At 60.2% G+C, this 20,091-nt stretch carries 13 protein-coding genes and 2 pseudogenes; 7 read left to right on the plus strand and 8 right to left on the minus strand.

Features of this window, described 5'->3' with window-relative positions; translation table 11 throughout:
* Positions 1-89 precede the first annotated feature (89 nt).
* The gene (locus GVK32_RS02355; protein WP_159864737.1) at positions 90-1,391 is read right to left on the minus strand and encodes an MFS transporter; all 1,302 of its coding nucleotides are present in this window, start codon (positions 1,389-1,391) and stop codon (positions 90-92) included.
* Positions 1,392-1,872: 481 nt separating this feature from the next.
* On the opposite strand from GVK32_RS02355, the gene uxaC reads away from it, so the two are divergent.
* Positions 1,873-3,285: a glucuronate isomerase gene (uxaC, locus tag GVK32_RS02360; RefSeq protein ID WP_159864740.1), complete on the plus strand. Its 1,413-nt coding sequence runs from the start codon at positions 1,873-1,875 to the stop codon at positions 3,283-3,285.
* An 18-nt stretch (positions 3,286-3,303) separates the two neighbouring features.
* Positions 3,304-4,791, plus strand: coding sequence for a UxaA family hydrolase (locus GVK32_RS02365; RefSeq protein WP_159864743.1), 1,488 nt, complete (start codon positions 3,304-3,306; stop codon positions 4,789-4,791).
* 157 nt (positions 4,792-4,948) lie between these two features.
* On the opposite strand, the gene sstT is transcribed toward GVK32_RS02365, so the two are convergent.
* From sstT to GVK32_RS02385, 4 genes are all read right to left on the minus strand, one after another.
* Positions 4,949-6,196 carry a serine/threonine transporter SstT gene (sstT, locus tag GVK32_RS02370; protein WP_159864746.1) on the minus strand — a complete coding sequence of 416 codons (1,248 nt, stop codon included), beginning with the start codon at positions 6,194-6,196 and terminating at the stop codon, positions 4,949-4,951.
* A gap of 254 nt (positions 6,197-6,450) precedes the next feature.
* Complete coding sequence (locus GVK32_RS02375) at positions 6,451-7,419, minus strand: TerC family protein (RefSeq protein WP_159864749.1); 969 nt, start codon at positions 7,417-7,419, stop codon at positions 6,451-6,453.
* Positions 7,420-7,697: 278 nt separating this feature from the next.
* Complete coding sequence (locus GVK32_RS02380; protein ID WP_159864752.1) at positions 7,698-8,687, minus strand: Gfo/Idh/MocA family protein; 990 nt, start codon at positions 8,685-8,687, stop codon at positions 7,698-7,700.
* A 70-nt stretch (positions 8,688-8,757) separates the two neighbouring features.
* Positions 8,758-9,261: a M48 family metallopeptidase gene (locus GVK32_RS02385; RefSeq protein ID WP_041147337.1), complete on the minus strand. Its 504-nt coding sequence runs from the start codon at positions 9,259-9,261 to the stop codon at positions 8,758-8,760.
* Between the two features lie 85 nt (positions 9,262-9,346).
* On the opposite strand from GVK32_RS02385, the gene rlmG reads away from it, so the two are divergent.
* A complete protein-coding gene (gene rlmG / locus GVK32_RS02390; RefSeq protein WP_159864755.1) occupies positions 9,347-10,483 on the plus strand; it encodes a 23S rRNA (guanine(1835)-N(2))-methyltransferase RlmG in 1,137 nt (378 codons plus the stop codon).
* Between the two features lie 59 nt (positions 10,484-10,542).
* Here rlmG and GVK32_RS02395 read toward each other — a convergent pair whose 3' ends face one another.
* From GVK32_RS02395 to lsrR, 3 genes and pseudogenes are all read right to left on the minus strand, one after another.
* Entirely contained in the window at positions 10,543-12,564 is a 2,022-nt protein-coding gene (locus GVK32_RS02395) for an NADPH-dependent 2,4-dienoyl-CoA reductase (protein WP_159864758.1), read from the minus strand.
* Between the two features lie 168 nt (positions 12,565-12,732).
* Positions 12,733-14,326 (minus strand): annotated as a pseudogene (lsrK, locus tag GVK32_RS02400) (autoinducer-2 kinase); the annotation flags it as partial.
* Between the two features lie 37 nt (positions 14,327-14,363).
* Positions 14,364-15,335 carry a transcriptional regulator LsrR gene (gene lsrR, locus GVK32_RS02405; protein WP_045856735.1) on the minus strand — a complete coding sequence of 324 codons (972 nt, stop codon included), beginning with the start codon at positions 15,333-15,335 and terminating at the stop codon, positions 14,364-14,366.
* Between the two features lie 219 nt (positions 15,336-15,554).
* Between lsrR and lsrA the strand changes: the two genes are divergently transcribed.
* The 4 genes and pseudogenes from lsrA (at position 15,555) to lsrB (ending at position 20,087) form a co-directional block, all read left to right on the plus strand.
* A complete protein-coding gene (gene lsrA / locus GVK32_RS02410; RefSeq protein ID WP_159864764.1) occupies positions 15,555-17,042 on the plus strand; it encodes an autoinducer 2 ABC transporter ATP-binding protein LsrA in 1,488 nt (495 codons plus the stop codon).
* Entirely contained in the window at positions 17,039-18,073 is a 1,035-nt protein-coding gene (lsrC, locus tag GVK32_RS02415) for an autoinducer 2 ABC transporter permease LsrC (RefSeq protein ID WP_041147331.1), read from the plus strand. The genes lsrA and lsrC overlap by 4 nt, the downstream gene beginning before the upstream one ends.
* A pseudogene (gene lsrD / locus GVK32_RS02420) lies at positions 18,073-19,066 on the plus strand (autoinducer 2 ABC transporter permease LsrD). Before lsrC ends, lsrD begins: the two are co-directional and overlap by 1 nt.
* Positions 19,067-19,073: 7 nt before the next feature.
* Positions 19,074-20,087, plus strand: a complete 1,014-nt coding sequence (gene lsrB / locus GVK32_RS02425) for an autoinducer 2 ABC transporter substrate-binding protein LsrB (protein ID WP_159864767.1) — start codon at positions 19,074-19,076, stop codon at positions 20,085-20,087.
* Positions 20,088-20,091 lie beyond the last annotated feature (4 nt).

Raw genomic sequence — 20,091 nt, forward strand, 5'->3', positions numbered from 1 at the left:
CCACTTTTACGCGCATCCCACCACTGTCAGGCATGAAAAAGCCGCCTTTATCGAGGCGGCTTTAGCGGGTCAATCTTGCGGTGCAGGCGCTAGCTTTGCGTCACCGGTTTACGGGTACCGAGCGGGGTGGGGTCGTCGTCCGCCGATTTGTTCTTCAGTACGGTCCAGATGACGACGGCGCCCAGAAGGTCGAACACCGCCAGCACGGCAAACAGCGGGCTAAAGCCGATGGTGTCCGCCAGCGCGCCGACCACCAGCGCAAACATGGTGCTCGCCATCCAGGCCGCCATACCGGTCAGGCCGTTAGCGGTCGCCACTTCATTACGACCGAATACGTCGGAAGAGAGCGTAATCAGCGCCCCGGACAGCGCCTGGTGAGCAAAGCCGCCGACGCACAGCAGGGCGATAGCCACGAACGGGCTGGTGAACAGGCCAATCATACCCGGGCCAATCATCAGTACGGCGCCCATGGTGACGACCATTTTACGCGAGACGATCAGGTTGACGCCAAACCAGCGCTGGAACAGCGGCGGCAGGTAGCCACCCACGATGCAGCCGAGGTCAGCGAACAGCATCGGCATCCATGCGAACATGGCGATCTCTTTCAGGTTAAAGCCATACACTTTAAACATGAACAGCGGGATCCACGCGTTGAAGGTCCCCCAGGCCGGCTCCGCAAGGAAGCGCGGCAGGGCGATACCCCAGAACTGACGGTTGCGCAGGATCTGCCACGGCGACATCTTCTTACCGTTGTTGGTCTGATGCTGAGACTCCTGGCCGCCGATGATGTAGTCGCGCTCTTCGCTGGTTAGTTTTTTCTGGTCACGCGGGTGCTTATAGAACACCAGCCACGCCATTGCCCATGCGAAGCTCAGGACGCCGGAGATGATGAACGCCATCTGCCAGCTGTGCATCACAATCGCCCAGACCACCAGCGGCGGTGCGATCATCGCCCCGATCGAGGAGCCAACGTTGAAGTAGCCAACGGCAATAGAGCGCTCTTTGGCCGGAAACCATTCCGAACTGGCCTTCAGGCCCGCAGGGATCATAGCGGCTTCAGCGGCACCCACGGCGCCACGCGCCAGGGCTAATCCGCCCCAGCTGCCTGCCAGCGCCGTTGAGCCGCAGAAAATAGCCCAGGCGATAGCGAAGAAGGCGTAGCCGATTTTGGTACCCAGAACATCCAGCACGTAGCCCGCAACAGGCTGCATAACGGTATAAGCAGCCGAGTAGGCCGCGATGATATAGGAATACTGTTGGGTGGAGATGTGTAACTCTTCCATCAGAGTTGGCGCAGCCGCAGCCACAGTGTTACGCGTCAGGTACCCCAGCACGGTGCCAAATGTCACCAGTGCAATCATATACCAACGTAACCCTTTAATTTTACGCATGTAAAACCTCATCGTTAGTTTTATATCCGCAGCGAGTGCGGCCATCTTCAGCTCCGTAACGGCGATGAAGAGGGAGAACGGAGGGCTCAGGGTGGGAAACCCGTATGGCCTGAACCTTGCCATCAATCGTTATGTTTAATCCGGCATCCATACCGTTCAATCCGATGCCTGTTGTCATTCGGTAATGCATCCCGTCGGTTCATATGTTTCGACGAAATCAAGATAACTTGTCATACAACTTCAAAAGTTGAGTGCCGTCACAAAAGTGGGAAAGTTTATGGGGGTATTATTCTCTGCGAGCAAAGCCAGTACTGGCGCGGCCTGACGAATATTTTACTCCTTTGGCGGTCATTTTTTTGTCAGCGTTTATTGATCTAACTCACGAAAAAGATTTTAGCCTCTTGGAATTGGTGTGATAACTTTGTCAGCATGATAGTCAATCATCTGAAGGGCTCCCCAAAGGGGCGAAGAGGAAAAGAAAATGACACCGTTTATGACTGAAGATTTTCTGCTTGATACCGAATTTTCCCGCCGTCTGTACCATGATTATGCCAAAGATCAGCCGATTTTCGACTATCACTGCCACCTGCCTCCGCAGCAGATTGCCGAAAATTATCGTTTTAAAAATCTGTATGACATCTGGCTGAAAGGCGATCATTACAAATGGCGCGCGATGCGCACTAACGGCGTTGCTGAACGCCTGTGTACCGGCGATGCGTCGGATCGCGAGAAGTTTGCCGCCTGGGCCGCCACCGTGCCGCATACCATTGGCAACCCGTTATACCACTGGACGCATCTTGAGCTGCGTCGTCCTTTTGGTATTACAGGTAAGGTGCTGTCTCCGGCTACCGCCGATGAAATCTGGGAGCAGTGTAACGATCTGCTGGCTCAGGATCGTTTCTCGGCCCGCGGCATCATGCAGCAGATGAACGTGAAAATGGTCGGGACGACCGACGATCCGGTTGATTCGCTGGAACACCACGCGGCGGTGGCGAAAGACGCGAGCTTCACCACTAAAGTCCTGCCGAGCTGGCGTCCGGATAAGGCGTTTAATATCGAACAGGCGACCTTCAGCGACTATATGGCGACGCTGGGCGAAGTATCCGATACCGATATTCACTGCTTTGCCGACCTGCAGTCCGCGTTAACGAAGCGTCTCGATCACTTCGCGGCTCACGGCTGTAAAGTCTCCGACCACGCGCTGGACGTGGTGCTGTTTGCTGAAGCCAGCGAGGCCGAGCTGGATAGCATCCTCGCCCGCCGTCTGACCGGTGCCGTCCTGAGCGAGCGCGAAGTCGCGCAGTTCAAAACCGCCGTGCTGGTGTTCCTCGGCGCAGAGTACGCCCGCCGCGGCTGGGTACAGCAGTACCACATCGGCGCGCTGCGTAACAACAACCAGCGCCAGTTCAAGCTGTTAGGGCCGGACGTTGGTTTCGACTCCATCAACGATCGGCCGATGGCGGAAGAGCTGTCGAAGCTGCTGAGCAAGCAGAACGAAGAGAACCTGCTGCCGAAAACCATCCTCTACTGCCTGAACCCGCGCGATAACGAAGTGCTGGGCACCATGATCGGTAACTTCCAGGGCGAGGGGATGCCGGGCAAGATGCAGTTCGGTTCCGGCTGGTGGTTCAACGATCAGAAAGACGGCATGGAGCGTCAAATGACCCAGCTGGCTCAGCTTGGCCTGCTGAGCCGTTTCGTCGGCATGCTGACCGACAGCCGCAGCTTCCTCTCCTACACGCGTCATGAATATTTCCGCCGCATCCAGTGCCAGATGATCGGCCGCTGGGTAGAGGCAGGAGAAGCGCCGGCAGATATTCAGCTGCTGGGCGAGATGGTGCAAAACATCTGCTTTAACAATGCGCGTGATTACTTCGCCATTGAACTGAACTAAGACCAGAGGTCGGTTGATATGCAATACATTAAAATCCATTCGCAGGATAACGTCGCGGTGGCGTTGGCTGATATGGCGGCAGGCACGACGGTCACTATCGACGATGCGGTGGTCACGCTAAGCCAGGATATCGTCCGCGGGCACAAGTTCGCGCTATGCGGCATTGCGAAGGGAAAAAACGTCATTAAGTATGGCTTGCCCATTGGTCATGCGCTGGCGGATATCGCGCCAGGGGAGCATATTCATGCCCACAATACGCGGACCAACCTGAGCGACCTTGACGAGTATAGCTATCAACCGGATCTCGCCGAGCCGTCGGCGCAGCCCGCCGATCGCGAGGTACAGATTTATCGCCGGGCTAACGGCGACGTCGGGGTGCGCAACGAGCTGTGGATCCTGCCGACCGTGGGCTGCGTCAACGGCATTGCGCGTCAGATCCAGAACCGCTTCCTGAAAGAGACCCAGGACGCGGCAGGCACCGACGGCGTTTTCCTCTTCAGCCATACCTACGGCTGCTCGCAGCTGGGGGATGACCATATCAATACCCGCACCATGCTGCAAAATATGGTGCGTCATCCCAACGCCGGCGCGGTACTGGTGATCGGCCTCGGCTGTGAAAATAATCAGGTCGACGCCTTCCGGGAGACGCTGGGCGACTTCGACCCGCAGCGCGTGCGCTTTATGGTCTGCCAGGCCCAGGAAGATGAAGTGGAGGCGGGGATCGAACATCTCCACCAGCTTTATCAGGCGATGCGCGAGGACAAGCGCGAGCCGGGCAAGCTCAGCGAGCTGAAGTTTGGCCTCGAATGCGGCGGCTCGGACGGGCTGTCGGGGATCACCGCCAACCCGATGCTGGGGCGTTTTTCTGACTACCTGATTGCTAACGGCGGCACAACCGTACTGACGGAGGTGCCGGAGATGTTCGGCGCCGAGCAGCTGCTGATGAGCCACTGTCGCGATGAAGCGACGTTCGACAAGCTGGTCACCATGGTGAACGACTTTAAGCAGTACTTCATTGCCCACAACCAGCCGATTTACGAGAACCCGTCGCCGGGCAATAAAGCGGGCGGGATCACCACCCTGGAAGATAAGTCGCTGGGCTGCACGCAGAAAGCGGGCTCCAGCCAGGTAGTGGATGTTCTGCGCTACGGCGAGCGTCTGAAGGTTCATGGCCTGAACCTGCTGAGCGCGCCGGGCAACGACGCGGTCGCGACCAGCGCGCTGGCCGGCGCCGGCTGCCACATGGTGCTATTCAGCACCGGTCGCGGCACGCCTTACGGTGGCTTTGTACCGACGGTAAAAATTGCCACCAACAGCGAACTGGCGGCGAAAAAGAAACACTGGATCGACTTTGACGCTGGCCAGCTGATTCACGGTAAAGCCATGCCGCAGCTGCTGGAAGAGTTTGTGGATACTATCGCTGAGATAGCCAGCGGCAGGCAGACCTGTAACGAACGCAACGACTTCCGCGAGCTGGCGATCTTTAAAAGCGGCGTCACTCTCTAATGACGCGTCATCCTTCACGCCGCCCTGGCCCTGGCTCCGTTGAGTGACCGGGAAGTTCTGAACTGCGGAGTGAATTAGTGGGGGAAGACGATGCAAAAACGGCGTATCAGATGATGATACGCCGTTTTGTTTTATAGGCCCTTCCTGTGGCCGTGAATTAGCTGCGCAGCGCGTTTTTCGCCAACTGCTCATCTTCAGCAATACAGGCCGCGGCGGTGAACAGCGCATCGGTAGAGGAGTTGAGCGCGGTTTCGCAAGAGTCCTGCAATACGCCGATGATAAAGCCGACGGCAACCACCTGCATGGCGACATCATTGGGAATGCCGAACATGTTACAGGCCAGCGGAATCAGCAGCAGAGAGCCGCCCGCCACACCGGAAGCGCCGCAGGCGCACAGTGCCGCGACTACGCTGAGCAGCAGCGCCGTCGGCAGATCCACCGGAATACCCAGAGTATGCACGGCAGCCAGCGTCAGCACGGTGATGGTGATCGCGGCCCCGGCCATATTGATGGTGGCACCCAGCGGGATAGAGACAGAATAGGTATCGCGGTCGAGGTTCAGTTTTTCACACAGCGCCATATTCACCGGGATATTAGCTGCGGAGCTGCGGGTGAAGAAGGCGTAAACGCCGCTTTCACGCAGACAGGTCATCACCAGCGGGTACGGGTTACGGCGGATTTTCCAGAACACCAGCAGCGGATTAATCACCAGCGCCACCAGCAGCATACAGCCCACCAGCACGATCAGCAGCTGGGCATAGCCCCACAGCGTGGCGAAACCGGTCGTCGCCAGGGTTGAAGCGACCAGGCCGAAAATACCCAGCGGCGCAAACCGAATGACCACTTTCACAATGAAGGTCACCGCATGGGAGACGTCATTGATCAGGTTTTTGGTCGTCTCGTTACCGTGACGCAGCGCAAAGCCCAGACCGACCGCCCATACCAGAATTCCGATATAGTTGGCATTGAGCAGGGCATCAATTGGGTTTGAAACCATGCTCATCAGCAGCCCACGCAGGACCTCGACAATCCCCGATGGAGGCGTAATATCGCCGGCGGCGGAGCTCAGATGCAGCGTGGAAGGGAAAACAAAGCTAAACAACACGGCGGTTAATGCGGCGCTGAAGGTCCCCAGCAGGTACAGGAACAGAATGGGACGGATGCTGGTTTTTTGCCCCTGTTGGTGGTTGGCGATAGAGGCCATCACCAGCATCAGCACCAGCACCGGTGCAACGGCTTTCAGCGCGCTGACGAACAGCGTACCGAGGAGGCCAACGGCGATTGCGGCCGGTTTCGAAACCAGCGCCAGCAGTACGCCAAGCACCAGACCCACTACAATTTGTTTGACCAGGCTGCCCTGTGCCAGGCGTTGAAACAGGCCCGATGGGGGAGTTTGTGTTGTCATTATAAATACCTTCTTGTGATGTAGCTTCCCGCGGCACGTACGTATTATTGGTTACGTTTATGTTCGGATGTAAATAAATGTTTGCCTGGTCGAGTATACGGAAAGAACGCTAAGGAGGAAGCGTAAAATGCTGCTTCTTTATCCGAGATCTTGTTTTTTAACTATGCATTAACATTTTTGTGACATGGTGAGAGATAATGCACGGTGGGCGTTGCTGGCCGGGTGAAAAGGGGGTCCGCCCGGCCGTAGGTGGCTTATTGTAACTGTTTCTTCTTATCGTGTTGTCGGTTGACCCAGGCGTTAATCAGCAGCGTCAGCGCCAGAATCCCGCCTACCGTACCGAGCGAAATGCCGATCGGGATATGGTAGAAATCGACGATCAGCATCTTGATACCGATAAAGACCAGAATGATCGACAGGCCATATTTCAGCATCGAGAAGCGTTCCGCCACGCCTGCCAGCAGGAAGTACATCGCGCGCAGGCCGAGGATCGCGAACAGGTTAGAGGTCAGGACGATAAACGGATCGGTGGTGACGGCGAAAATAGCCGGAATGCTATCGACGGCGAAAATGACGTCGCTTATCTCCACGAGGATCAGCACCAGCAGCAGAGGCGTGGCGAACAGCACGCCGTTTTGCCGGGTAAAGAAGTGCTCGCCCTCAATTTTATCGGTCATCCGCAGGTGGCTGCGGATCCAGCGTACCAGCGGCTTATCGCCGATGCCGGAATCATCCTCTTTCGCCAGCGCCATCTTCACGCCGGTAAACAGCAGGAACGCGCCGAAGATATAGAGTAGCCACTCAAACTGAGAGATAAGCCAGCTGCCGGCGAAAATCATCACCGTACGCAGCACGATCGCCCCAAGAACCCCGTATACCAGCACCCGACGCTGTAGCGCAGGCGGTACGGCGAAGCAGCTAAACAGCATCAGCCAGACAAAGACGTTATCGACGGCCAGCGCTTTCTCGATCAGGTAGCCGGTGAGGAAGGCCAGCGCCTGCGGATCGGCGACCGCGCGCCCTTCGGTTTGTACCAGATACCACCAGAAAGCGGCGTTAAAGAGGAGGGAGAGAGTGACCCACAGAATTGACCAGCCCGCGGCCTGCTTCATGGTCATGCTATGCGCACCGCGACGTCCCTGAAGCAGCAGGTCGATAGCCAGCATGATCGCTACGACAACAGCGAATCCGCCCCATAACAACGGTGTGCCGACACTATTCATTACGATATTCCTTACATAAAAACAAAACGGCTGACGTCGGAAGACGGCAGCCGCTGCGTGTTTATGCATAGACCTCGCCTTCCGGCAAGGTCTCACTTACAACGGTAAAAGGACTCGCCCACAGGACGCGGCCTTTTACCGTTGCCCGGCGACCGGATGCGCTTTAACACGCATCGTAATGACGATCCACCGGCAAGGAAGTTACTCCCCTTTGCGCGTAACAAAGTATTACAAGTCATAAATGGCGTCAATGGTCGCTGACGGCACCTTACACTCTTTTACGCCGCAGGCAGGCTATCCGCTGGGAAAACGACCCCGGTCTGACGGCGAATCTCGCTCAGCAGCTTCGCCGTAATGCGGCTAACCTCCAGACCCGGGTGAGCAACCTGATTGGCTTCAACCAGCCGGGCAAACTCTTCCGCTTCATACAGCATAGTATTGATATGCTGCGGCTGCGTCAGGTCCTGGGCTTTTCCGCCGCGCGGAATGAAGCACACCTTCTGGCATTCGGAGATTTTCTCGATAACCAGCGCGCCGGCTTCGCCCTGGATTTCACTCGGCAGCGTCGAGTCGCTCACTTTCGAATGGTGCAGGGTGACGTCGAAATCAGGATAGCTCAGCACCACCGTGCCCTGGGCGTCGACGCCGCTCTCCAGCAGGCTGGCGCTGGCGTGGACGGCGCACGGCTCGCCCCACAGCGCGACCGCCGAGGCCAGGCAGTAAAAGCCGATATCCATGATCGAGCCGTTAGAGAAGGCCGGATTGAAGGTGTTCGGATTCTCGCCGTCGAGATAGCGCTGGTAGCGTGAAGAGTACTGGCAGTAGTTGATAAAGGCTTTATGCAGGCGGCCAATTTTGCTCAGCGACTGCTGCAGTAGCTGGAAGTTTGGCAGGCTGGCGGTTTTAAAGGCTTCGAACAGCACCACCTGGTTTTCCTTCGCGGCGGCGATAGCGGCTTCGGCTTCGCGGATATTTGAGGCCAGCGGTTTTTCGCAAATCACGTGCTTTTTATGCGTCAAAAACAGATGCGTTTGCGGGAAGTGCAGGGAGTTCGGGCTGGCGATATACACCGCGTCAACGGCATCGCTCTGCGCCAGATCGTCCAGCGAGGTGAACAGGTGTTCGACCGGATAATCCTTAGCGAAAGCCTGCGCCTGTTCAAGGCTGCGGGAGTAGATGGCGGTGAGCTTATACTTGCCGGTTTCATGGGCGGCATCGACAAACTGGCGGGTTATCCAGTTTGTGCCAACAACTGCGAAACGAATCATAAAGGTTGACGAACTCCGTGAAAGGGAACCTTTTGCCACTCTAGCATGCCATCATGACAAAACCAGTGCGCTACTGCGCAGAACGATTTAGCGAAAGGTGCGTTAGCCACAGGCGGGTATCAAACTCCAGCTGGTGGTACTGCGGCTCCATATAGCAGCAGAGCTGATAGAAGGCTTTGTTGTGGTCCTTTTCTTTCAGATGCGCCAGCTCGTGAACCACAATCATCCGCAGAAAGGCTTCCGGCGCGTCGCGGAACACCGTCGCGACCCGAATTTCGGCCTTCGCCTTCAGCTTGCCGCCCTGCACGCGCGAAATAGCGGTATGCAGGCCGAGCGCGTTGTTCAGCACGTGGATCTTGCTGTCATACATCACTTTATTCACCGGCGCCGCGCCGCGCAAAAAGCGGGTTTTCAAATCCTGGGTATATTGATACAACGCCTTATCGCTGTTGACGTCGTGGCTCTGCGGATAGCGTTTTTCCAGCACCGCGCCAAGGCGCTGCTCGGCAATTAATGTGCGCACCTGAGAGAGTAAGCTCTCCGGATAGCCCTGCAGGTAAGTTAGTTGACTCATCAAAGCCCCAAATAAAAAATAAAAAGGGTATACTCACGCACCCTTTTCAGGGATAACGCCAAAATTTTACCACTCAGGAGGGCCGATGAGCCACTTAGACAACGGTTTCCGTTCACTGACACTGAAACGTTTCCCGGAAACGGACGACGTTAACCCGCTGCTGGCGTGGGAAGCGGCGGATGAATACCTGCTGCAGCAGTTGGACGATACGGAGATTAACGGCCCGGTCCTGATTCTGAACGACACCTTCGGCGCTTTGAGCTGCGCGCTGGCCGAACACACGCCTTACAGCATCGGCGATTCGTACCTCACCGAGCTCGCCACTCGTGAGAACCTGCGCCATAACGATATTGCTGAATCCAGCGTCAAGTTTCTCGACAGCACCGCCGAATACCCGCAGGCGCCGGGCGTGGTGCTGATAAAAGTGCCGAAAACGATGGCGCTGCTGGAGCAGCAGCTGCGCGCGCTGCGCCTGGTGGTGACGCCGCAAACCCGCATTATCGCCGGAGCCAAGGCGCGGGATATCCATACCTCGACGCTGGAGCTGTTTGAAAAGGTGCTGGGCCCGACTACCACGACCCTGGCCTGGAAGAAAGCGCGCCTGATCAACTGCACCTTCAGCGCGCCCGCGTTGGCCGATGCCCCGGAAACCCTCAGCTGGAAGCTGGACGGCACCGACTGGACTATCCACAACCACGCGAACGTCTTCTCCCGGACCGGGCTGGATATTGGCGCACGCTTCTTTATCGAGCATCTTCCTGCAAACCTCGAAGGCGAGATTGTCGATCTCGGCTGCGGCAACGGCGTGGTTGGCCTGGCGCTGCTGGAGAAAAACCCGCAGGCCAGCGTGGTGTTTGTTGATGAATCGCCGATGGCCGTTGCCTCCAGCCGCCTGAACGTTGAAACCAACATGCCGGAAGCGCTGGACCGCTGCGAATTTATGATTAACAACGCGCTGTCGGGCGTGGAGCCTTTCCGCTTCAACGCCGTGCTGTGCAACCCGCCGTTCCATCAGAAGCATGCGCTGACGGATAATATCGCCTGGGAGATGTTCCACCATGCGCGCCGCTGCCTGAAGATCAACGGCGAGCTATATATTGTGGCGAACCGTCACCTGGACTATTTCCATAAGCTGAAGAAAATTTTTGGCAACTGCACCACTATCGCCACCAACAATAAGTTCGTGGTATTGAAAGCGGTGAAGGCGCGCAGGCTGCGCTGATCGGCCGATCTGCCGGCGGCGGTTGCCCGCAAAGGCGCTGCGCCGCCGGGCGATCGTCGCTAAATCTCCAGTGCCAGCCGGGTTCCCTGGGCAATCGCGCGGCGGGCATCGAGCTCCGTCGCCACGTCGCAGCCGCCTATCAGATGCACCGTTTTCCCCGCCGCCCGCAGCGGATCCGCCAGATCGCGTTTCGGCTCCTGGCCGGCGCAGATAATCACCCGATCGACGCTGAACAGCTGCGCTTCGCCGTCGATCGTCACGTGCAGCCCCTCATCGTCGATCTTCTGATAGCTTACCGACGGGATCATTTTCACGCCGCGAGCCAGCAGGGTAGCGCGGTGGATCCAGCCGGTGGTTTTGCCTAAGCCGTCGCCGGGCTTACCGGCTTTACGCTGAAGCATGACGATTCTGCGTGGGCTTTTCGGCAGCCGGGCGCCTTCCGCCCGCAGTCCGCCCGCGCTCTGCAGGCTGGTATCAATTCCCCACTCCTCGCAGAACCCGGCAATATCCTGGCTGGTGGCGGGCCCCGGCTGGCTGAGGTACATCGCGGTATCAAAGCCGATGCCGCCGCAGCCGATAATCGCCACGCTGTCGCCCACCGGCGCCTTATCGCGCAGTACGTCGAGGTAGCTCAGCACCTTCGGATGAGTAATGCCGTCGATATCCGGCATCCGCGGAGCGATACCGGTGGCGAGGATCGTCTCATCAAACTCCATCAGCCGATCGGCGTCGATCGGCGTATTCAGCCGCAGATCGACGCCGGTCAGATCCAGCATCCGCCGGTAGTAGCGCAGGGTTTCATAGAACTCCTCTTTGCCGGGGATCTGTTTGGCGATATTAAACTGGCCGCCGATCTCTTTTTGCGCGTCGAACAGCGTCACGCGGTGCCCGCGCGAGGCGGCGTTGACGGCAAAGGCCAGCCCTGCGGGGCCGGCGCCGACTACCGCCAGCCGTTTCGGCGCGGCGGCAGGGGTAACCGGCATCAGGGTTTCGTGGCAGGCGCGCGGGTTAACCAGGCAGGAGGTCACTTTACCGGCGAAGATCCGATCGAGGCAGGCCTGGTTGCAGCCGATGCAGGTATTGATCTCATCCGCCCGGCCGCTTTGCGCTTTCGTCAGGAATTCACCGTCGGCGAGGAAGGGGCGGGCCATCGACACCATATCGGCGTCGCCGCGGGCGAGGATCTCTTCCGCCACCTGCGGATCGTTAATTCGGTTGGTGGTGATCAGCGGAATCGACACCGCGCCTTTCAGCTTGCGGGTCACCCAGCTAAAGGCGCCGCGAGGCACCGGCGTGGCGATGGTCGGAATGCGCGCTTCGTGCCAGCCGATGCCGGTGTTGATAATCGTCGCACCCGCCGCCTCAACGGCTTTTGCCAGCATAATCACTTCCGGCAGGGTGCTGCCGTCGTGCACCAGATCGAGCATCGACAGGCGATAAATAATAATAAAGTCGGCGCCCGCGCGCTGGCGCACGGCCCGCACGACCTCGACGGCAAAGCGCATGCGCTGAGCGTAGTCGCCGCCCCAGCCGTCGTCGCGGTGGTTGGTGCGCGCGGCGAGGAATTCGTTGATCAGGTACCCTTCCGAACCCATCACTTCGACGCCGTCGTAGCCTGCTTCCCGCGCCAGCTGGGCGCAGAGGGCAAAATCGTCGATCAGCTGCAGAATCTCGTCGTGGCTCAGGGCGTGCGGGGTAAAGCGGTTAATCGGGGCCTGCAGCGGCGAAGGGGCGACCAGCTGCGGCTGATAGCTGTAGCGGCCGGTATGCAGGATCTGCAGGGCGATTTTGCCACCTTCGCGGTGCACCGCGTCGGTAATGTGCCGGTGATGCGCAAGGTGGCTGGCGTCGTTGAGCACCGCGCCGCCGGCCATCGTGACCCCGGAGGCGGCAGGCGCCACGCCGCCGGTCACAATCAGCGCGACCCCATGACGCGCGCGCTCGGCGTAAAAAGCCGCCAGCCGCTCTGCGCCGTCGGCGTGTTCCTCCAGCCCGGTATGCATGGAGCCCATCAGCACGCGGTTTTTAAGCTGGGTAAAGCCCAGGTCGAGCGGAGCGAATAACGACGGATAGTGGCTCATAATGGCTTCCAGTGGCAAATATGTAACATTATTGTTATGTGGTCGGATGAGTTACTAATTTAGCCGTCGTGGGAAAAAAGGGAAAAGGGGAGTGCGGCGATTGTGATGGGATTCAAAGAATGATGCGTGGCCGGGCACCATCGGCTCTCTGCGATGGCGCCCGGCCGGTGGGCTAGGCCCGATGGCGGCGCGTAGCCGGCTCCAGCCCCGGCGCCTGCCACATGGAGGTGGTCAGTCCGCTGTCCACCAGCCCGAGCTGGTCGGCGTAGACCGACTGCCATTTGCTCATCATCTCCTGATAGAGCTCGCGATGCGCCGGGTCAGGGGTAAACTCCCGATGCCAGCCCACCAGCTTTTCACCCGTCGCCGCCATATCGGCGTACAGCCCGGCGCCGGCGCCGGCGGCGATGGCGCAGCCGAGGGCGGTGGCCTCGCGCACCACCGGGACGCGCACCGGCAGGCCGGTGACATCGCTGAGGATCTGGCTCCACAGCGCGCCCTTCGAGCCGCCGCCGGCGAAGACCAGGCTATCGAACGTGACCCCCGAGAAGCGGGAGATCTGCGCGAGATTGCAGGCCGAGACAATCGCCGCATTCTCTTCCAGCGCGCGGAACAGGGTCGCCTTATTGCACTTTTCCGGGTCGATGGAGAGATTAATAAACGACGGCGCGGCGTGGTACCACTGCTTAAAATGCATCGCATCGGAGAAGATCGGCATCACCCCGTGGGAGCCGGCGGGCACCCGGCTGGCCATCTCCTCCAGCAGGGAGTAGGCGTCCACGCCGAGGCGCTCGGCCACCAGCTTCTCTTCGGCGCAAAAGGCGTCACGGAACCAGCGCATGGTGAGGCCGGTAAAGAAGCTAATCGACTCCGCCTGGGCCATGCCGGGAATGACGTGGGGATTGACGCGAATATTCATCTCCGGGTCGGTGCGCGGCTGCGGCAGGTTCACCACCTGCTGCCAGAAGGTGCCTCCCAGCACGGCGGTCTGCCCCGCGCGCACCACCCCGAGGCCGAGGCAGCCCAGCTGCACGTCGCCGCCGCCCATCACCACCGGCGTGCCCGCCCGCAGCCCGCACTGCTGGGCCGCGGCGTCGGTAACCGCCCCCAGCAGCGTGCCGGTCTCTTTCACCGGCGAGAGCATATCGGCGCGCAGCCCGGCCATATCCAGCAGCGCTGGACGCCAGTCGCGGCTGAAGAGATCGAGCATCCCGGTGGTGCCGGCGTTGGACGGGTCGACGGCCAGTTCGCCGGAGAGTTTTGCCGCCAGCCAGTCGCTAATCATGGTGACGGTGGCCGCCTGGCGATAGATATCCGGGCGATGGTGGGCCAGCCACAGCAGACGCGGCATGGCGCTGAGCGCCAGGGTTTGGCCGGAAACCTCATACACTTCGGACTCAAAGCGGAAATCGTGGATCTCTTTGAGCTCCGCCACCTCGCGGCTGGCGCGCGCGTCGACGTTGGCGCAGGCCCAGATGGCCTCGCCGTTGCGGTCATATAAAACGATCCCTTCGCGCATCGAGCAGCAGGCGACAGACTGAATATCCGCCGCGCTGAGGTGAGCGGCGCCGAGCGCCTGGCGGATGCACTGGCAGGCCAGCTGCCAGTTGGTGCTAAGGTCGAACTCCATCGAGCCGGGGACATTTTCGACGCTCAGGTGCTTCCATTCGGCCTGGCCGACCGCCACCTGGCGCCCTGCAAGATCGAAAACCACCGCCCGAATGCTGCCGGTCCCGGCATCTAACGCTAACAGGTAACTCATGACATGCGCCTCGCTGGTGTTGCGCGGCGCAGGGCCGTCAGGAGGCCAGCGTGAGCACCGCGCGTGCTGTTGTCTCTTCCGTTACCAGGCCATTAATCCGCTTGCCGATCAGAGCCGCGTAAATCGCCTGCGCTTTTTCCGTTCCTCCGGCAACGCCGACGATGGTTGGCAGCTGCGCCAGCTCGTCGAGGGTTACGCCGAGCAGTTCCCGGTGAATTTCCAGCCCCTCAACCCGCCTGCCGTCGGCCTGCAGGAAATAACCCAAAATGTCGCCTATCGCTCCTTTGCGGGCGTACATCAGCTGTTCGCCTTCGCTGATATAGCCGGAGCGCAGGATGGTGGCGTCGCGGCGCTGGTCGATAGCCCCGATGCCCACCACCGCCGCATCCGCCGCGGTGGCGGCGAGGATCACGTCGCGCACGCTTGACTCCCGGCGGAGGATCTCGGCGACGTCGGCGGAGGAGACCCGCAGCGGCGCCGGGATAATGCTGACGCTACAGGCGGCGTCCAGCTGGCCGATCCCGGTCATGTAAGGGCCCACGCCGCCGGAAAGGGTCACCAGCCGCACCTGCTGAGAGCTGATAAAGCCGCTCAGATGCTGCAGGCAGCTCATGGTCGCCTCGCCGAAACCGACCGCCAGCAGCTGCCCCGGCGCCAGTACGCCCATCAGCGACTGCGCCGCGCCGATCCCGAGGCGGGTGTTCATCGGCGGGGTGTTCAGCGCCGGAAGCACGCGCGCAATCTTGAGGTCGAAACGCCGCTGCAGCTCGGTCTCCAGCGCCAGGCACCCTTCGTAGCGGGAGTTGATCTGCACGCGGATCACCCCGGACTGCCGGCCTTTCTCCAGCAGCCGGGAGATCTTCAGCCGCGGCAACCCCAGACGTTCACCAATGTCGTTCTGCGTCAGGCCGTCGTGGTAGTAGCACCAGGCCACCCGCGCCACCAGCTCTTCCTCGGCTAACGCCAGGCCGGCGTAGCGGCTCTCTTCCGTAATGCGTTTTTCGCTCATAAAGTGAACTCTTATAAAAATTTAGATCATATGTTCGCTATTGCACGGTCGGAAAATGTGAGCCGGCCGGCAAAACCGATCTTTGGCTGTTCGCTGGTTTTATTCAAACGATCGAAAGCATAAAACTGTGATCCTCGCACGGTTGTAAATATAGTTCAGGGTCTACGCTTTTGAACATTATTAAATTAAAAAATCATTTGTTCAAATAGAGGCGTGATAATGAAGCCACTGCTTGAAGCCCGCCAAATCTGCAAACAGTTCTCCGGCATTAGCGTGCTGAAGGCGATTGATTTCACGTTATTTTCCGGCCAGGTGCGCGCCCTGATGGGCGGCAACGGCGCCGGGAAATCGACGCTGATGAAGATTGTCGCTGGCGTAGAAATCCCCGACAGCGGCGAGCTGGCCCTCGGCGGCGGCACCTTTGCGCGCCTGACCCCCGCGCTGGCCCATCAGCAGGGCGTCTATCTGGTGCCGCAGGAGCCGATGCTGTTCCCTAACCTGACGGTGCGGGAAAACATTATGTTCCGCCTGCCGAAGCGCGCCGATAGCGCCGCGCAGCTGCAGGAAAAGCTGCAGCAGCTCAGCTGCCAGCTGAATCTCGACGCGGCGGCCAGCACCCTCGAGGTGGCGGATCAGCAAATGGTCGAGATCCTGCGCGGCCTGATGCGCAAGGCGCAGATCCTGATCCTCGATGAGCCCACCGCCTCCTTAACGCCGGGCGAAACGGCGCGTCTGTTTTGCCAGATCCGCGCGCTGCAGGATCTCGGCGTTGGCATCGTCTTTATCTCCCACAAGCTACCGGAGATCCGCCAGATTGCCAGTCACGTCTCGGTCATGCGCGACGGCGCGGTGGTGCTGAGCGGGCACACCGCCGACTACAGCGACAATCAGCTGGTGAGCGCCATGACGCCCGCCGACCGGGAGCACACCCTCAGCGATACGCAGAAGCTATGGCTGGCGCTGCCGGGCAACCGACGCACCCAGCCGCAGGACTTCCCGGTGCTGCGGGTGGAGGATCTCACCGGCGAGGGCTTTATCGATCTAAACCTTGAGATCTACGCCGGGGAGATCGTCGGCCTCGCCGGGCTGGTGGGATCCGGACGCACCGAATTTGCCGAAACCCTCTACGGCCTGCGGCCGCCGCGGGCAGGGCGGGTCTGGCTGGAGAACCGCGATATCAGCGACGCCAGCACCCGCGCCCGGCTTGCCAGCGGGTTGGTCTATCTGCCGGAAGATCGTCAGGTTTCCGGACTGTTTCTTGATGCGCCGGTGCGCTGGAACACGGTGATGTTTAACCAGCCATCGCTGTGGCAGCAGGATAAACGCGAGGCGGCGGTGGTAGAGCGCTATCACCGGGCGCTGGGGATCAAATTTGCCGATAGCGACCAGCCGGTGCGCACCCTCTCCGGCGGTAACCAGCAGAAGGTGCTGCTGGCGCGCTGCCTTGAAGCCAATCCGCTGCTGCTGATCGTCGACGAGCCGACGCGCGGCGTGGACGTCTCCGCCCGCGCCGATATCTACCAACTGCTGAAAAGCGTCGCCGCACAGAACGTGGCGGTGCTGATGATCTCCAGCGATCTGGATGAGTTTGTTGGCCTGGCCGACCGGGTGCTGGTGATGCATCAGGGCCGACAGAGCGGCGAGCTGGCGCGCCGGGCGGTGACCGTTGAACGCATGATGACGCTGGCATTTGGAGGCGCGGCATGAAAACGTTATTGAAAAATCGCGAATTGAGCGCCTTTCTCGCCATCGTGGTGCTGTTTGCCGGGCTGGTGGCGCTCAACCCGGCCTACTTCAGCCTTCAGACCCTGGGCATGATCTTCGCCAGCTCGCAAATCCTCTGCCTGCTGGCGCTCGGGGCAACGCTGGTGATGCTGACCCGCAATATCGATGTTTCCGTCGGCTCCACCGTTGGCCTGTGCGCCATTGCGGTGGGCGTGGCGCTGAACGGCGGCTACGGCCTGACGGCGGCCATTGCGTTTGCGCTGGCGATTGGCGCCCTGGCGGGCGCCTTTAACGGCCTGCTGGTGGTGGGGCTGCGCATTCCGGCAATTGTCGCCACCCTTGGCACCCTCGGGCTGTATCGCGGGGTGATGCTGCTGTGGACCGGCGGGAAATGGATTGAAGGCCTGCCGGATAGCCTCAAGTCGCTCTCGGAGCCGGCGTTTATCGGCATCTCGCCGCTGGGCTGGCTGGTGCTGGTTCTGCTGCTGGCCGGCGCCTGGATGCTGTCGCGCACCGCTGCCGGCCGCGATTTCTACGCCGTCGGCGACAACCTGACTGCCGCGCGCCAGCTGGGAGTCGCGGTGAACCGCACGCGGATGCTCGCCTTTACCCTTAACGGCATGCTGGCAGCCTGCGCTGGCGTCGTTTTTGCCGCCCAAATTGGCTTTGTGCCCAACCAGACCGGCAGCGGGCTGGAGATGAAAGCCATCGCCGCCTGCGTGCTCGGCGGTATTTCCCTGCTCGGCGGCACCGGGACGCTCATCGGCGCGTTTCTCGGCGCTTTCTTCCTTACTCAGATTGATACCGTGCTGGTACTGCTCAGGCTCCCGGCGTGGTGGAACGACTTTATTGCCGGCCTGGTGCTGCTCGGCGTGCTGGTGCTCGACGGGCGGCTGCGCCAGGCGCTGAGCCGCCACCAGCGGGCGCTGAAGTATGCCCGCTTTCAGCCCGGTAATAAGGGGGGAAAGGGCGTGGCCCCGTTCACAAAGCGTAAAAACAAAGAGGTGGCGTGATGAAGCTCAGCTGGGAAAGCGCGCTGCTGGCGCTGCTGGTGGTGGAAATTCTGCTGTTCGGGGCCATTAACCCGCGGATGCTGGATATCAATATGCTGCTGTTCAGCACCAGCGATTTTATCTGTATCGGCATTGTCGCCCTGCCGCTGACGCTGGTGATCATTAGCGGTGGCATCGATATTTCGCTCGGCTCGACCATCGGCCTGTGCGCCATCGCGCTGGGGGTGATGATGCAGGCGGGCTGGCCGATGGGGCTGGCCATCCCGCTAACCCTGCTGCTTGGCCTGCTGTGCGGGCTGATTAACGCGGCGCTGATCCACTACACCGGCATCAGCCCGCTGGTGATCACCCTCGGCACCCTCTACCTCTACGGCGGCGGGGCGCTGCTGCTCTCCGGCATGGCGGGCGCGACCGGCTATGAAGGGATTGGCGGCTTCCCCGACGCCTTCACCGCCTTCGCCAACCTGACCCTGTTCGGCCTGCCGCTGCCGCTGGTGCTGTTTATCGTCATCACCTTTTTCTTCTGGCTGCTGGCCCATCGCGGGCGCTTTGGCCGCCACCTGTTTCTGCTCGGGCAAAACCCGCGCGCCGCGCGCTATGCCGCGCTGTCGGTGAACGGCATGCCGTACGTGCTGTATGGCCTGGTGGGCGTGGCCTCGGCCATTGCCGCGCTGGTGATGGTCTCCTATTTTGGCTCGGCGCGATCGGACCTCGGCCGCGATCTGCTGATGCCGGCGCTGACCGCCGCGGTGCTTGGTGGGGCGAATATCTACGGCGGTTCAGGTTCCATTATCGGCACGGCGCTGGCGGCGCTGCTGGTGGGATATTTACAACAAGGTTTACAGATGGTCGGCATCCCCAACCAGGTGTCGAGCGCGCTGTCAGGGGCGCTGTTGGTTGTGGTGGTGATGGGGCGCTCGCTGAGCCTGCACCGCGAATGGGTGCGAATGACCTGGCGACGCCTTTCTCGCGCATAAAACAATCGGAGCATAAACATACGATGAAAACCAAACGAATCCTGCAAACGAGCGCCCTGGCGCTGGCGCTGAGCGTGGCGACCGCCCAGGCCGCAGACCGCATTGCCTTTATTCCTAAACTCGTCGGCGTGGGCTTCTTTACCAGCGGCGGCAACGGCGCCAAAGAGGCGGGCAAGGCGCTGGGGGTCGACGTTACCTACGACGGCCCGACCGAACCGAGCGTCTCCGGCCAGGTGCAGCTGATCAACAACTTCGTCAACCAGGGCTACAACGCGATTATCGTCTCCGCCGTATCGCCGGACGGCCTGTGCCCGGCGCTCAAGCGCGCGATGCAGCGCGGCGTGAAGGTGCTGACCTGGGACTCCGATACCAAACCCGAATGCCGCAGTATCTATATCAACCAGGGCACCCCGCAGCAGCTAGGCGGCCTGCTGGTGGATATGACCTCGAAGCAGGTCACCAAACCGGCCGCTAAGGTGGCGTTCTTCTACTCCAGCCCGACGGTGACCGACCAGAACCAGTGGGTCAAAGAGGCCAAAGCGAAGATTGCCAAAGAGCACCCGCAGTGGGAAGTGGTGACCACCCAGTTTGGCTATAACGACGCCACCAAATCGCTGCAAACTGCCGAGGGCATCTTAAAAGCCTACCCGGATCTCGACGCCATTATCGCCCCGGACGCCAACGCGCTCCCGGCGGCGGCGCAGGCGGCGGAGAACCTTAAGCGCCAGGGGGTGGCGATTGTCGGCTTTAGCACCCCGAACGTTATGCGCCCGTACGTCGATCGCGGCACGGTGAAAGCCTTCGGCCTGTGGGATGTGGTTCAGCAGGGAAAAATTGCGGTTAACGTCGCCGATCGTCTGCTGAAAAAAGGCGATCTTAACGTCGGTGACAGCGTGGAGGTAAAAGATATCGGAACGCTGAAGGTCGAGCCAAACAGCGTCCAGGGCTATCAGTATGAGGCGAAAGGCAACGGCATCGTGCTGCTGCCGGAGCGCGTGGTGTTCACCAAAGAGAACATCAACAACTACGACTTCTGACGGG

This window comes from Klebsiella sp. 18074, assembly GCF_902705905.1.
Taxonomy (GTDB): domain Bacteria; phylum Pseudomonadota; class Gammaproteobacteria; order Enterobacterales; family Enterobacteriaceae; genus Klebsiella; species Klebsiella terrigena.

Coding starts and splice junctions, on each gene's coding strand:
- GVK32_RS02385 (WP_041147337.1), bottom strand. CDS start 9,261: ATGAGTCAACTAACTTACCTGCAGGGCTATCCGGAGAGCTTACTCTCT.
- GVK32_RS02355 (WP_159864737.1), bottom strand. CDS start 1,391: ATGCGTAAAATTAAAGGGTTACGTTGGTATATGATTGCACTGGTGACA.
- GVK32_RS02365 (WP_159864743.1), top strand. CDS start 3,304: ATGCAATACATTAAAATCCATTCGCAGGATAACGTCGCGGTGGCGTTG.
- GVK32_RS02380 (WP_159864752.1), bottom strand. CDS start 8,687: ATGATTCGTTTCGCAGTTGTTGGCACAAACTGGATAACCCGCCAGTTT.
- lsrB (WP_159864767.1), top strand. CDS start 19,074: ATGAAAACCAAACGAATCCTGCAAACGAGCGCCCTGGCGCTGGCGCTG.
- lsrC (WP_041147331.1), top strand. CDS start 17,039: ATGAAAACGTTATTGAAAAATCGCGAATTGAGCGCCTTTCTCGCCATC.
- GVK32_RS02375 (WP_159864749.1), bottom strand. CDS start 7,419: ATGAATAGTGTCGGCACACCGTTGTTATGGGGCGGATTCGCTGTTGTC.
- sstT (WP_159864746.1), bottom strand. CDS start 6,196: ATGACAACACAAACTCCCCCATCGGGCCTGTTTCAACGCCTGGCACAG.
- lsrA (WP_159864764.1), top strand. CDS start 15,555: ATGAAGCCACTGCTTGAAGCCCGCCAAATCTGCAAACAGTTCTCCGGC.
- GVK32_RS02395 (WP_159864758.1), bottom strand. CDS start 12,564: ATGAGCCACTATCCGTCGTTATTCGCTCCGCTCGACCTGGGCTTTACC.
- uxaC (WP_159864740.1), top strand. CDS start 1,873: ATGACACCGTTTATGACTGAAGATTTTCTGCTTGATACCGAATTTTCC.
- rlmG (WP_159864755.1), top strand. CDS start 9,347: ATGAGCCACTTAGACAACGGTTTCCGTTCACTGACACTGAAACGTTTC.
- lsrR (WP_045856735.1), bottom strand. CDS start 15,335: ATGAGCGAAAAACGCATTACGGAAGAGAGCCGCTACGCCGGCCTGGCG.